Raw genomic sequence first — 13,324 nt, forward strand, 5'->3', positions numbered from 1 at the left:
TGCGGGGAAGCCCCGCGTGGGCCCACTAGGGAGACACCTGCGTAGTGAGCCGGAACGGGCCTGTCCATCCGCTGAATCAAGCGCGCACTAAATAGCCTTCGCCCCGCCTGGGCGGCCCTCCCGTCGCGTCGGCCAACGGGATCGCCGGCCAGGATTTGCTGCCGTAACCGGCCTACACTGGAAGTGGCAATAAACCGGGCACCGGTTCGCCGCGTCACCAGCGTGAGGGCGCGGGCCAGCAGAGTCGCGCAGTGTTTGCAAGGGTCAAGGGCTTAAAGGGCGGGCATATCAGGGAGTTGCGGCTACACCCGGGCTACTCTGGGACGCGACCATTGCAGGGTGTCCCGGAATGGTCGCAAGAGATCCCGATGCGTGTTTGGAGGCAATCATGCATGACATACTCGCGGGTTACGATGGCTCGGCTTCAGCACAGGGTGCAGTCCGCTTCGCAAAGAATCTCGCTGAAAAGGAAGGGGCGCGGCTGCACATTCTTACGGTTGCTCCTTTGCCCGATTGGGGGAAGCTGGCCTATGAGCGGCCTGAACTGATTGAGACCGAGAAACGTCACTGTCAGGACCTCATCACCGAGCTCAAGAGCGAGTTCGGGTCATCCGGAATCACTGTCCAATATGAGACGGTTGTCGGGCATCCTGCCAAGGAACTGGTGCTGTATGCCGAGCGACATGGTATCGACCACGTAGTAGTAGGACATCGAGGACATACTGTCTTTGATCGTTGGCTGCTGGGTTCCGTCGCAAGGCAAGTGATTGCCTATGCGCCGTGCTCCGTCACCATCGTGCGCGACCGGAGTGCCGATCGCGGAAGCGAACATTGAATAGGTTACGAACCGGCTGGTCGAACTTTGGCGGCCCACCTATGCTCCGCCGGAATCCCCGTCCTCCTCCCCGAGAATGCCGAACTCGACGGGGGTCTTCACGTAAAAGAGATGCGCGCCCTCCGCGCGCAAACGTTCGAACAACCGATCGGCCTCATCGGTCGTGAGCGCCATAACGATCGACAGGGGCTGATCGGCTAACTCGAAGAAACCCGCCGAGTGGATGCGGTGATGGTGCCCAACGCCCTCCGCCCCCGCATACACGGTCGCGCCGTGCAGCCCCATCTCCTTGGCGAGATGAACAAGCCAGTCGGCAACCGGTTTGCCATGATGCCGGCGATCCTGCTGAGTAAAGAACGTAATTTGAAAGCCCTTCATGGCAATGCTCCCTCAGCGGGCGTTGATCCAGTGCCACGACGCGATGCCCGCCAGCGTCATGAGCAGCGAGCCCATTCCGGCGCAATCGGCTGCCCGGCGCGTTCCTTTCACGGGTTCGCAGGCATCATCAGCCACTTGTGCGGCGCCGGACGCGCCCGCGCTTACTTCCGCCAATCGAACTCTGCGCTGAAAGGCCTCTTCATGTCCGTGGCGTCCATTTGCGGCTCATTGATGGCTCCATGTGGCCAGTCATCATCATAGACACGGCCGCACCGAATCGGGTAGCTCATTCGGACCGCAGGGGACCGTTTGCGGCCCGTTACGGTCTTATGCCCATATAGGATTCGGTCCCCGATAGCAGTCACTAAACGCCTGAGTTATGTCGAAATCGGTGGCGGCATGTGTGCTGCGCTAATGGCATATCATCGCCGCATCAAGTTCGTTTGCGTTCGACGGACAGTAAAATCGGGGATGAGGACGGCAATGAAGCTACTGCACGTGGTGATGGGCACAGCGGTTCTCTGGGGACTCGTCGGACAAGCCTTTGTTGTACGCGCTGAGCCGGGCGAAATAGAGTTCCACGGCCACGAAGAGGCCGAGCAGAATCGGCTAATTGATAAGCCGACACTCAATTCATCCCCGCAAAGGCTCGTCGTCATTAAAGGGCATAAGGACTCCAATCTTGAGTTGTGGTTCGAGCTTAGTTACACCACGCAGGCAAAACAATGTCAGACACAAACGCTTGCTGGTCGTGTGATGGGAGCGCCAGATACTTCCCAGGAAGTCATTGATTGGCTCCGTGTTCCCGCCGGGCAGACAGAGTACTCGGTGCGATTTTTTCTGGATCGCTATTTGCCAGGGCGCTGCAATTGGCGATCATTGGCACTTTTCCGCACTGTCTTCGATGCGGCTCAAGGTGCCAGACCGGATGGTAAAAGTACAATCGTCGTTTTCAGGCCGGACGGAAGGCAGAGCACAGAAGTCACCTGGGTCTGTCGTCGCAAGCCAACTCAAGAATCTCGTGGCAAGGAAGCGTGGCTTACGTGCTCGACGGTCGGACCATTTTCACCGGAAACGACGATCATGTCGGATGAGGGGGGGCAGGTTGAGGCGAACTTTACATTCGCACCGGATTGAAGTGCGTCATTGGCGCGGACATGCCTCGTTTAGGCCCCGCAAAACCGATTCATTGAGAGGCCCGAAATCAACGCTTCACCGTGCGGTTGGAATTCCGTTATGGCGTGTCGCGCATGGACCCGATTGACCATACTCGTTGCTACGGCGACCGACCGCTTCTGGCCGACTCTACTCATTCACAGAGACACCCGAAAGCAACCTTCGACGATTTCCGCTTTGTGGAGAATCGTCGAACTGGTGCTCTCGGCCAGAACTGGTCCTTCGCAGATATTTTGGCGGGACATTTGAATGTCGGCTCCACTCAGCCAGGAGACTTTCGTCTATCACTCATTGCCACTCCGCGCGACTGGGGCCTGAAAGACGGTTCGGCGGTGCGCTTCGAAAGCGTCGACGTGTTCGAGTTCGACGTCGCGGGGCTCATTGAACGGATGATCATCGTCTACGATACCTATCCGATTCGCAGTACGGTCGGCGACAAGTACTCGTAGCCGGATCGATGTGGGCCTGTTTCGGGCGACATTCTTCGCGGGACGCCGCCCGATACGGAAGGCGGGCGTTAATCCACGAAGAGCCAAAAAAAATGGTCGGGACGACCCCAGCCATTTTCTTCACCCGCAACACAAGCAAAGGCCCGCTCAGCCACTCACCTCATTAGCACGCCTCAACCGCTCCCGGCTATTCGACAAATGCATACGCATCGCCGCACGTGCGCCTTGCGCATCGTGCCGGGAAATCGCTTCAAAAATACTCTCATGTTCGAGATTAACGAGCGACAGATACGCATCAGGATCGGCGCGCGCGATACCCGCCGAGTCGAGCCGGTTGCGCGGAATCAGCGCGCTGCCCATCTGCGAGAGGATGTCGACGAAATAGCGATTGCCGGTGGCGCGCGCCACCGAGACATGAAACTGCAAATCGGCGTCCACACTATCGTGCCCGTTATGGCGCGAGGTTTCGATCGCATCGAGCGCGGCGCGAATGCGCGCGAGGTCGTCCGGCTTCGCGCGCTGTGCGGCGAGTCCCGCGCATTCCGTTTCGAGGCTGATGCGCAATTCAAGAATCGACAACACGTCGCGCAACGTCGTGGCGGGCACGACGGCGATGCCGAGCTTTTCGCGCGGCGGTTCGAGCACGAAGCTGCCGATGCCGTGCCGCGTTTCGATAATCTTGCCGGCCTGCAGGCGCGAAATGGCTTCGCGAATCACGGTGCGGCTCACGCTGAGCGTGTGCATCAGTTGCGATTCGGTCGGGAGTTTGTCGCCGGGGTTCAGCGCCTTGGCGGCAATCTGCTCGGTGACATGGTTGACGACTAGCTCGGCAAGATTGCGTGCGCGTCGTGGCGGAGGCGCGATTGGTGTGGCCATCGAATACGCCCCTTGAGCGGAAATTGGCAGAGGTCTCTGCACGGGATTATACCGATGCGATGACTGCTCAAATCGCCCGCAACTCGACGCGCCGGATGTCTTTCACGATCACGAGATAGCTGAACACCGTGATCAGCGCATTCGCGCCGACGAACACGAGCGCGCCGTTGAACGAGCCCGTGTTGGCGACCAGATAGCCGATCACGATGGGCGTGACGATGCCGGCCACGTTGCCGAACATGTTGAAGATCGCGCCCGAGAGGCCCAGCGCTTCCTTCGGCGCCGTATCGGCCACCACGGCCCAGCCAAGCGCACCGATGCCCTTGCCGAAGAACGCGAGCGACATCAGCGCGACGACGATCCAGTCGGTCGAGACATAGTTGCAGCCGATGATGCAGGTCGACAGCAGCATGCCGCCCACGATCGGCACCTTGCGCGCGAGCGTGAGCGATGCGCCGCGCCGGATCAGCCCATCCGAGATCAGGCCGCCGAGCACGCCGCCGGAAAAGCCGCAGATTGCCGGCAGCGAAGCGATGAGGCCGGCGTGCAGGATCGTCATGCCGCGCGCCTGCACGAGGTAGATCGGAAACCAGGTGAGGAAGAAGTAGGTCAGCACGTTGATGCAGTACTGCGCGAGATAGACGCCGAGCAGCATGCGGTTGCTGAGCAGTTGGCGGAACAGCGTCCAGCCGACGGTTTTTTCGACGTCGTCGGAGCGAGTCTTGCGCGCGCCGCTCACGAGGCCGCCGCCTTGCTCGATGTAGTCGAGTTCGGCGCGCGAGACGCGCGGGTGGGCGGCTGGGTCTTTCATGAACATCAGCCACGTGAGCGCGAGCAGCAGCCCGAGCGCGCCCATCACCACATAGACCGTCTGCCAGCCGAACGCGTGCGTGATCCATGCCATCAGCGGCGTGAACACCACGGCGGCGAAGTACTGCGCGGCGTTGAAAATGGCCGATGCGGTGCCGCGCTCGTTGGTCGGGAACCAGCTCGCGACCACTTTCGCGTTGGCCGGGAACGCCGGCGATTCCGCTGCGCCCATCGCGAACCGCAGCACGAACAGCGCGGCCACCGCGGCGCCCGCGCTGCCCAGCAGGCCGATCGAGCTTTGCAGCAGCGTGAACAGCGACCACGAGAAAATGCTGGCCGCGTACACGCGCCGCGCGCCGAAGCGGTCGAGCAGCCAGCCGGCCGGCAGTTGCGAGAGCACGTAGGCCCAGCTGAAGGCGGAGAAGATGTAGCCCATGCGAATCGCGTCGAGGCTGAACGCGGCGCGCATTGCGGAGCCCGTGACCGAGAGGGTCGCGCGGTCGGCGTAGTTGAGCGTGGTGATCAGAAAGATCAGCGCCAGGATCGCGTAGCGAACCCGGGTGCGCGCGACGGCGCTGGCGGAACTGGCCGTGCGGCTCATGTTCATGGTTGTCTCCTGAATGATGCGGCAGGGGAGCGCTCTGCACGCCCGGCGGCGTTGCCGGGCTGGGCGCTCATGACGGGACCGTCTGCGCGGTCCTCGTCTTTCCGTTTGGCTGGCGGCGCGCGTGTGCGTGTCTGCAGCGCGCCGCCGCGGGGGCTTACTGCGCTCCGAGCTTGCGAATCAGCGCGTCGAGCTGTTCCATTTCTTCGCCGGTCAGGTCGGTGAGCGGTGCGCGCACCGGACCCGCGCTGTGGCCCACGAGCTTCGCGCCCGCCTTGACGATGCTGACCGCGTAGCCCGCGCGGCGGTTGCGGATCTTCAGGTACGGCAGGAAGAATTCGTCGATCAGCTTGCCGGTGGTGGCGTGGTCGTCGGCGGCGATGGCGCGGTAGAAGTCCATCGCGGTCTTCGGAATGAAGTTGAACACCGCCGACGAGTACACCGGCACGCCGAGCGCCTTGTACGCGGCGGCGTAGACTTCGGCGGTCGGCAGGCCGCCCAGGTACGAGAAGCGCTCGCCCAGGCGGCGGCGGATCGTCACCATGTTTTCGATCTCGCCCACGCCGTCCTTGAAGCCGATCAGGTTCGGGCAGCGCTCGGCCAGAATCTCCAGCATGTCGGCGTTGAGCTTCGAGTTCGCGCGGTTGTAGATGATGACGCCCAGGTTCGGCACGGCCTTGCAGACCTGTTCCGCGTGCGCGGCGATGCCTTCCTGGCTGGCTTCGGTCAGGTAGTGCGGCATCAGCAGGATGCCTTGCGCGCCCTGGCGCTCGGCTTCCTTCGCGTAGGCAATCGCGACGCGGGTCGGGCCGCCCGCGCCCGCGAGAATCGGCACCTTGCCCTTGCAGACTTCGGCGGCGGTGCGCACGACCTTCGAGTAATCGTCGTGCGTGAGCGAGAAGAATTCGCCCGTGCCGCCGGCCACGAACAGCGCGGAAGCGCCGTACGGCGCCAGCCATTCGAGGCGCTCGGCGTAGGTATCGGCGCGGAAATCGCCTTGTGCGTCGAAGTCGGTCACGGGGAAGGACAGGAGGCCTTCCGAAACGATCTGCTTGAGTTCTTGCGGTGTCGTCATGTGAATATCCAGAAGCGGTATGTTTCGGTGGGTCGGCTGGGCCGGGTCGCATCGACTGGTGGGCCGGAGGTCCGACAAGTAGCGATTCGTTGAGTAAATATCGAATACTTATACGTCATCGTACAACAATGAATTCCGGAATTCAACGGGGGATTCGTGGCGAGTGGTGCGCCGTAGGGTAAATACTGGGCGTTGTGGTTAACGGCTTATGTTGTATGATGACGTATGAATAAGTGGCGCAGCAAGCCGACAGTGCCGACAGCGCCTTGAGGATCGATGCAATGGAACACACTCCGCTCTACATACGCGTTCACCCCAACGACAACGTCGCGATCGTCGTCAACGACGGCGGCCTGGGCGAGGGCGCGGTCTTTGCCGACGGCCTCAGGCTGCGCGAGCGCGTGCCGCAAGGGCACAAGGTTGCGCTGGCCGATCTGGCCGAGGGCGACGAAGTCATCCGCTACAACGTCGTGATCGGCTACGCGCTGAAGGCGCTGCCCAAGGGCAGCTGGATCAACGAGCACATGATCCGCATGCCCAGCCCGCCCGGGCTCGAAGACCTGCCCATCGCCACCATCAAGGCGCCGGAGATGGCGCCGCTCGACGGCTACACGTTCGAGGGTTATCGCAACGCCGACGGTTCGGTCGGCACGCGCAACATCCTCGCGATCACGACCACCGTGCAGTGCGTGGCCGACGTGGTTCAGCACGCGGTCACGCGCATCAAGGCGGAACTGCTGCCGAAGTACCCGAACGTCGACGATGTCGTGAGCCTCGGCCACACTTACGGCTGCGGCGTCGCCATCGACGCGCCCGACGCGATGGTGCCGATCCGCACCGTGCGCAACATCGCGCTGAATCCGAACTTCGGCGGCGAGGTGATGATCGTGAGCCTCGGCTGCGAGAAGCTGCAGCCCGAGCGCCTGATGCCGCCGGGCACGATCCCGATCGCGGCGGCCGCGAACGCGGACGACATTGCCGATATCGGCGACGTTGCGGCGGACCATAACGGCGACGTCGTGGTGTTGCAGGACGAAGCGCACGTGGGCTTCCAGTCGATGATCGAGTCGATCATGCGCATGGCCGAGGGCCATCTCAAGCGTCTGAACAACCGCCGCCGCGAAACCTGCCCGGCCTCCGATCTCGTGGTGGGCGTGCAGTGCGGCGGCAGCGATGCATTCTCGGGGCTGACCGCGAACCCGGCCGTCGGCTTCGCCGCCGACCTGCTCGTGCGCGCGGGGGCGACGGTGATGTTCTCGGAAGTCACTGAAGTGCGCGACGGCGTCGACCAGCTCACGGCGCGCGCGGCCAATCCCGAGGTGGCCGCGGCGATCATCCGCGAAATGCAGTGGTACGACGATTATCTGAAGCGCGGCGGCGCCGACCGCAGCGCGAACACGACGCCCGGCAACAAGAAGGGCGGTTTGTCGAACATCGTCGAAAAGGCGATGGGCTCGATCATCAAGTCGGGCAACTCGGCGATCTCGGGCGTGCTGTCGCCGGGCGAGAAGGTGCGGCAGAAGGGCCTGATTTATGCGGCGACGCCGGCGAGCGACTTCATCTGCGGCACGCTGCAGCTGGCCTCGGGCATCACGCTGCACGTGTTCACGACGGGCCGCGGCACGCCGTACAGCCTCGCCGAAGTGCCCGTCATCAAGGTGGCCACACGCTCGGATCTCGCGCGCCGCTGGCACGATCTGATGGACATTAACGCGGGCACCATCGCGACTGGCCAGGCCAGCATCGAAGACGTGGGCTGGGAACTGTTCCGCCTGATGCTCGACGTGGCGAGCGGGCGCAAACAGACCTGCGCCGAGAAGCTCAAGCTTCATAACGCGCTCGCGCTGTTCAATCCGGCGCCGGTGACCTGAGCGGCGTTTCGCTTTCTCGCGAGTTGATCCAGCGAACTTCACCAACCTCATTCACAGAAGCAAAACGACATGACCGATTCGAACGATTTGAGCGTTAGCCGCTCCGCGGCAAGGAAGCCGTTCCGCCGCCTGCTTCTTACCGGCGCGGCGGGCAATCTCGGCAAGCAGTTGCGCGGCGCGCTCGCCGACTGGGCCGATATCGTGCGCGTGTCCGACATTGCGCCGCTCGGCGAAGTGGCCGCGCACGAAGAAGCCGCCATCGTCGATCTCGCCGATGCAGCGGCCGTGCACGCGCTGCTCGAAGGCGTGGACGCCGTGGTGCATCTCGGCGGCATTTCCGTCGAAGCGCCGTTCGAGGACTTGCTCGAAGCGAACATTCGCGGCCTCTACAACCTGTATTCGTCGGCGCAGAAGCAGGGCGTGAAGCGCATCGTCTACGCAAGCTCGAATCATGCGGTGGGTTTTCATCCGGTGACCTCGGTGCTCGATGCCGATGCGCCGCTGCGCCCCGATGGCCTGTACGGCGTCACGAAGTGCTTCGGCGAATCGCTGTCGCGCTACTACTTCGACCGCTTCGGTCTCGAGACCGTGTGTCTGCGGATCGGCTCGTCGTTCGAGCAGCCGAAGTCGGCGCGCATGCTCGTCACGTATCTGAGCTATCGCGACTTCATCGAACTCGTGCGCTGCTCGCTGTTCACCAACCGCGTCGGCCATGCGATCGTCTACGGCGTATCGAACAATCGCATTTCGTGGGTGGACAACAGCAAGGCCGCGTTCCTCGGCTTCCGGCCGAAGGACAGCTCCGAACCGTTCGAGCATCTGTTTCCGGCTGGCGCGCCCGACGCGCGCTTCGACGATCCGACCCAGCTTTACCAGGGCGGCCCGTTCGTGCTTGCCGGACCGATGGAGCCGAAGCGCAACAACGCGGCGGGTGAGTCCAGATGACGGGCGCGACGGCTAGCACGAAAGTGGAGCGGCTCGAAGCGGCGGGGCCGCTGCCCGCGGCGACCGGCGAAAGCCCGGTGTGGCGCGCGGCGGAGCAGGCGCTGTACTGGGTGGACATTCCGGCGAAGAAGATCGTGCGCGCGCAGATCGAAACGGGCCGGCGCACGGAATGGATGCTGCCGGAGCAGGTGGCGTGCATTGCCTTCAACCGCGACGGCGCGGTGCTTGCCGGTTGCGAAACGGGGCTGTTCGCGGTCACGCTCGATGACGCATCGGGCGCATCGAGCGGCGAGCCGCTGAAGGCGACGGTCCGCAAGCTCGCGGCGCCCGCTTTCCCGCGTGCCGGCATGCGCTTCAACGACGGCCGCTGCGACCGGCAAGGGCGCTTCTGGGCCGGCACGATGGTCATGGACATGGCCGCGGCCATCCCGGACGGCGCGCTGTACCGCTTCGACGCAAGCGGCGCGCTGTCCGCGCCGATTGTCGATGCGCTCATCACGCAGAACGGCCTTGGCTGGTCGCCGGACGGCGCGACGATGTATCTGTCCGATTCGCATCCGCTGCGCCGCCTGATCTGGGCGTTCGATTACGACATCGAATCGGGCGAGCCGCGCAACCGCCGCGTGTTCGCCGATCTGCATCACTACGCGGGCCGACCCGACGGCGCAGCGGTGGACGCCGATGGCTGCTACTGGATCTGCGCGAACGATGCGGGGCTGCTGCTGCGCTTCACGCCGCAAGGCAAGCTCGACCGGCATATCGCCGTGCCGGCCGTGAAGCCGGCCATGTGCGCGTTCGGCGGCCGCGATCTCGATACGCTGTTCGTCACGTCGATCCGGCCGGGCAATGGCGCAAGCGAGCACGACGGCCATGTGTTCGCGCTGCGGCCCGGCGTGAGCGGGCTGCCCGAGCCCGAATTCGCAGGGAAACTGTAATCAGGCTTGCACGAAGCATGCGCCGGGAGGCTGTTCGACTCCCGGCGTTTTTCGTTTGCGGCGCCTCTTACGTCGTCATTAATCATCACTCATCGTACAACTAGACTGGGGGAATTACCTCGGTTCGGGTTCCTCTTTAAAAGAACAACATCTCGCGAACCGCTTCGAATGGTATCGCCGAGTCCTGCGCAACAGGCGCGGATATTGGCGAAATGTGGCTTCGGTAATGGTTGCCGGGAGAGTTTCTGTGCGGGTAAATACCGTCTGTACAAGTGAAAAGTGCTTTTATAGACTTCATACGTCGTCGTACAACATATCAGACCCAACAGATCGCTTTCGTCCGGATTAAAAGGAAAGTCACGATGAACAAGAAGCTTGCATCTTCCCGTGTTTCGATGATCGTTGCCGCCGCAGCGCTGGCGTTCGGCACGATGTCGGCTCAAGCGCGCGTGTTCCGCGTTTCGGACGTGCATGGCGACAACTATCCGACCAACATGGCCGTGAAGTACATGGGCGAGGAAATCAGCAAGGCGACCGACGGCAAGGACAAGGTGAAGGTGTTCGGCAACAGCGCGCTCGGCTCCGAGAACGACACCATCGACCAGGTGCGCATTGGCGCGCTCGACATGGCGCGCGCGAACGGCGCGGCGTTCAACGAGATCGTGCCCGAATCGATGATCCCGTCGCTGCCATTCCTGTTCCGCGACATCGACCATTTCCGCAAGGTGATGTACGGCCCCGAAGGCCAGAAGATTCTCGACGCGTTTACCGCGAAGGGCATGATTGCGCTGACGTTCTATGAGAGCGGCGCGCGCTCGATGTACGCGAAGAAGCCGATCAAGTCGCCGTCCGACATGAAGGGCCTGAAAGTGCGCGTGCAGCCGTCCGACCTGATGGTCGACGAAATCAAGGCGATGGGCGGCACGCCGACCCCGATGCCGTTCGCGGAGGTCTACACGGGCCTGAAGACCGGTCTAGTCGACGGAGCGGAAAACAATTTGCCATCCTACGAAGAAACCAAGCACTTCGAAGTAGCCCAGGTGTACTCGGAAACCCGGCATTCGATGACGCCGGAAGTGCTGGTGTTCTCGAAGAAGGTGTGGGATACGCTGACGCCGCAGGAGCAGCAGATCATCAAGAAGGCGGCAGCCGACTCGGTGCCGTACTACCAGAAGCTGTGGACCGCGCGTGAAGCCGAGGCGCAGAAGACGGTCACGAAGGGCGGCGCCACCATCGTCACGGCTTCGCAGATCGACCGTCCCGCGTTCGTGAAGGTCATGCAGCCGGTTTGGGCGAAGTACGAGAAGACGCCCCAAATGAAGCAGATCGTCGACGAGATCGAGGCAGTCAAGTAAATCCCGCGTCCCGGACGCAACCCGCATCAATCCGTTTTTGGCAGGCGCGGCGCGAATGCCCTTGCAGGAAACCTGCGGGCGACGCGCCGTGCTTTGCCGCGCGCGCTGGATGCGTCTTGAGACGACTGCCGAATGTTCGCGACAGTGCTGTCGCAAGAAGGACAGGGTCAATGAATTTACTGAAACGCCCCAACGATTTTCTTTTTCGCGTGCTGGTGGTCGTAGCGGCGGTGAGCCTCGCCGCGCTGTGCGCGCTCGTGATCTACAGCGTGGTGATGCGCTACGTCTTTGCCGACGCGCCCGATTTCGTCGAGCCCATCGCACTGCTGCTCGTCATTGTGATCGCAACGTTCGGCGCGGCGCTGCGCGTGCGCGAAGGCGGTCACATCGGGCTCGACTCGTTCGTGAAGAAGCTGCCGCCGAAGGGCCAGACGGTCGTGGCGGCCATTCAGCATGTCTGTCTGATCGCTTTCGCGGTGGCGACTCTTGTCGGCTGTCTGGAGATGGCGGAAACCACGCGGCACGACCGGATTCCGATTCTCGGTTTGCCGGAAGGGCTGCGCTACTGCATTCCGATCGTAGCCAGCGTCTGCATTGCGATGTTCTCGACCGAGCATCTGCTCGCGCTCTTTGCCCGGAAACACAAGTAGAAAAATATGGAACTCGCCCTTCTAACAGCCAGTTTTCTCGTTTTCCTCCTTCTCGGGGTGCCGGTCTCATTCGCGCTCGGGCTGTCCTGCGTCCTCACGTATTTATACGAAGGATTGCCAACGGCTACCGCGATGCAGTCGATGATCTCGGGCATGAATGCGTTCTCGTTCCTCGCGGTGCCGTTCTTCATTTTCTCGGGCGAGTTGATGCTCCACGGCGGCATTGCCGACCGCATCCTGCGCTTCGCGCAGGCGACCGTGGGCCATTTCCGCGGCGGCCTCGGCATGGCCAACGTGGTGGCCTGCACCTTGTTCGGCGGCGTGTCGGGCTCGCCCACCGCCGATACCTCGGCGATGGGCGGCGTGGTGATCCCGCTGATGAAGCGCGAAGGCTACAGCGCAGCATATGCGGTCAACGTGACGACGCATTCGTCGCTCGCCGGCGCGCTGATGCCGACCTCGACGAACATGATCATCTACGCGTTCGCGGCCCAGGGCGTAAGCGGCTCGCTCAACGGCGCGCAGATGAGCGGCGTGTCGATCGGCGATCTGCTGTTCTCGGGGCTCTTGCCGGTGCTGTGGGTGATGGGCCTCGTGCTGATCGCCGCTTACTGGCAGGCGGTGAAGTTCGGCTATCCGCGCCGTGCGGACGGTTCGACCGAACTGCAGCGTTTTCCGGGCTGGATGGCGGTGCTGCGCACGTTCATTGGCGCGCTGCCGGGCCTGATGGTCATCGCGATCATTCTGTTCTGCGTGGCGCGCGGGATCGCCACCGCGACGGAGGCGGCCGCGATTGCCGTGGCGTATTCGCTGATTCTGACCATCGTGGTGTACCGCTCGATGTCGCTGGCGAAGCTCGGCCACGCGCTCGGCAAAGCGGCAAAAACGACCGGCGTGGTGCTGCTGCTGATTGGCGTGTCGAACATGCTGCGCTTTCAAATGGCTTACCTCGAAATTCCGGATTCGATCGAGCGCATGCTCGACGGCGCGACTTCGATGCCGTGGCTGATGCTTCTGTACATCAACATCATTCAGGTGTTTCTCGGCACGTTCGTCGATATGGCGGCGCACATCCTGATCACGACGCCGCTGTTTCTGCCGATGGCCATGCACAACGGCGTGGGGCCCGTGCAGTTCGGCATCATGATCCTGCTGAACTGCGCGCTCGGCCTCGTGCATCCGCCGATTGGCTCGGTGCAGTTCATCGGTTGCGCGATCGGCAATGTGTCTATTGGTGAAACCACCAAGGTCGCCTGGCCGTATTACCTCGCTATCTTCTCGGCCATCAATATCGTCACCTACGTCCCGTGGTTTTCGACCTGGTTGCCGAGCCTGATCAACGGCCACCCGGTGTATTGATTCTGG

The 13,324-nt window shown here is 62.6% G+C and carries 13 protein-coding genes; 9 read left to right on the forward strand and 4 right to left on the reverse strand.

The window, feature by feature from the left end; genetic code table 11:
* The first annotated feature begins 388 nt into the window (after positions 1-388).
* On the forward strand, positions 389-835 hold the full coding sequence (locus tag NH14_RS26435) for a universal stress protein (protein ID WP_035529789.1): 447 nt from the start codon (positions 389-391) through the stop codon (positions 833-835).
* Positions 836-874: 39 nt separating this feature from the next.
* On the opposite strand, the gene NH14_RS26440 is transcribed toward NH14_RS26435, so the two are convergent.
* A complete protein-coding gene (locus tag NH14_RS26440; protein ID WP_035529786.1) occupies positions 875-1,213 on the reverse strand; it encodes a DUF190 domain-containing protein in 339 nt (112 codons plus the stop codon).
* Between the two features lie 483 nt (positions 1,214-1,696).
* Here NH14_RS26440 and NH14_RS26445 point away from each other — a divergent pair, with 483 nt between their 5' ends.
* Both NH14_RS26445 and NH14_RS34040 read left to right on the forward strand, forming a co-directional pair.
* Entirely contained in the window at positions 1,697-2,350 is a 654-nt protein-coding gene (locus NH14_RS26445) for a hypothetical protein (RefSeq protein ID WP_152617200.1), read from the forward strand.
* A gap of 113 nt (positions 2,351-2,463) precedes the next feature.
* Positions 2,464-2,838: a hypothetical protein gene (locus tag NH14_RS34040; RefSeq protein ID WP_331253472.1), complete on the forward strand. Its 375-nt coding sequence runs from the start codon at positions 2,464-2,466 to the stop codon at positions 2,836-2,838.
* A 147-nt stretch (positions 2,839-2,985) separates the two neighbouring features.
* On the opposite strand, the gene NH14_RS26455 is transcribed toward NH14_RS34040, so the two are convergent.
* The 3 genes from NH14_RS26455 to kdgD all read right to left on the reverse strand — a co-directional run bounded on the left by NH14_RS26455 (position 2,986) and on the right by kdgD (position 6,203).
* Positions 2,986-3,714 carry a FadR/GntR family transcriptional regulator gene (locus NH14_RS26455; protein ID WP_035529784.1) on the reverse strand — a complete coding sequence of 243 codons (729 nt, stop codon included), beginning with the start codon at positions 3,712-3,714 and terminating at the stop codon, positions 2,986-2,988.
* 67 nt (positions 3,715-3,781) lie between these two features.
* A complete protein-coding gene (locus tag NH14_RS26460; RefSeq protein ID WP_035529782.1) occupies positions 3,782-5,131 on the reverse strand; it encodes an MFS transporter in 1,350 nt (449 codons plus the stop codon).
* 154 nt (positions 5,132-5,285) lie between these two features.
* The gene (gene kdgD, locus NH14_RS26465) at positions 5,286-6,203 is read right to left on the reverse strand and encodes a 5-dehydro-4-deoxyglucarate dehydratase (protein ID WP_035529780.1); all 918 of its coding nucleotides are present in this window, start codon (positions 6,201-6,203) and stop codon (positions 5,286-5,288) included.
* A 281-nt stretch (positions 6,204-6,484) separates the two neighbouring features.
* Between kdgD and garD the strand changes: the two genes are divergently transcribed.
* The 6 genes from garD to NH14_RS26495 all read left to right on the forward strand — a co-directional run bounded on the left by garD (position 6,485) and on the right by NH14_RS26495 (position 13,318).
* Positions 6,485-8,074 (forward strand): galactarate dehydratase, encoded by a 1,590-nt coding sequence (gene garD / locus NH14_RS26470; RefSeq protein WP_035529777.1) that lies wholly within the window; start codon positions 6,485-6,487, stop codon positions 8,072-8,074.
* A gap of 69 nt (positions 8,075-8,143) precedes the next feature.
* On the forward strand, positions 8,144-9,019 hold the full coding sequence (locus NH14_RS26475) for an NAD-dependent epimerase/dehydratase family protein (RefSeq protein WP_035529775.1): 876 nt from the start codon (positions 8,144-8,146) through the stop codon (positions 9,017-9,019).
* Positions 9,016-9,954, forward strand: a complete 939-nt coding sequence (locus NH14_RS26480) for an SMP-30/gluconolactonase/LRE family protein (RefSeq protein WP_035529772.1) — start codon at positions 9,016-9,018, stop codon at positions 9,952-9,954. Before NH14_RS26475 ends, NH14_RS26480 begins: the two co-directional genes overlap by 4 nt.
* A gap of 362 nt (positions 9,955-10,316) precedes the next feature.
* Positions 10,317-11,309 (forward strand): TRAP transporter substrate-binding protein, encoded by a 993-nt coding sequence (locus tag NH14_RS26485; protein ID WP_035529770.1) that lies wholly within the window; start codon positions 10,317-10,319, stop codon positions 11,307-11,309.
* Between the two features lie 170 nt (positions 11,310-11,479).
* Positions 11,480-11,959, forward strand: a complete 480-nt coding sequence (locus NH14_RS26490; RefSeq protein ID WP_035529769.1) for a TRAP transporter small permease — start codon at positions 11,480-11,482, stop codon at positions 11,957-11,959.
* Positions 11,960-11,965: 6 nt separating this feature from the next.
* The gene (locus NH14_RS26495; protein WP_035529767.1) at positions 11,966-13,318 is read left to right on the forward strand and encodes a TRAP transporter large permease; all 1,353 of its coding nucleotides are present in this window, start codon (positions 11,966-11,968) and stop codon (positions 13,316-13,318) included.
* Positions 13,319-13,324 lie beyond the last annotated feature (6 nt).

Source organism: Paraburkholderia sacchari, assembly GCF_000785435.2.
Classification (GTDB): domain Bacteria; phylum Pseudomonadota; class Gammaproteobacteria; order Burkholderiales; family Burkholderiaceae; genus Paraburkholderia; species Paraburkholderia sacchari.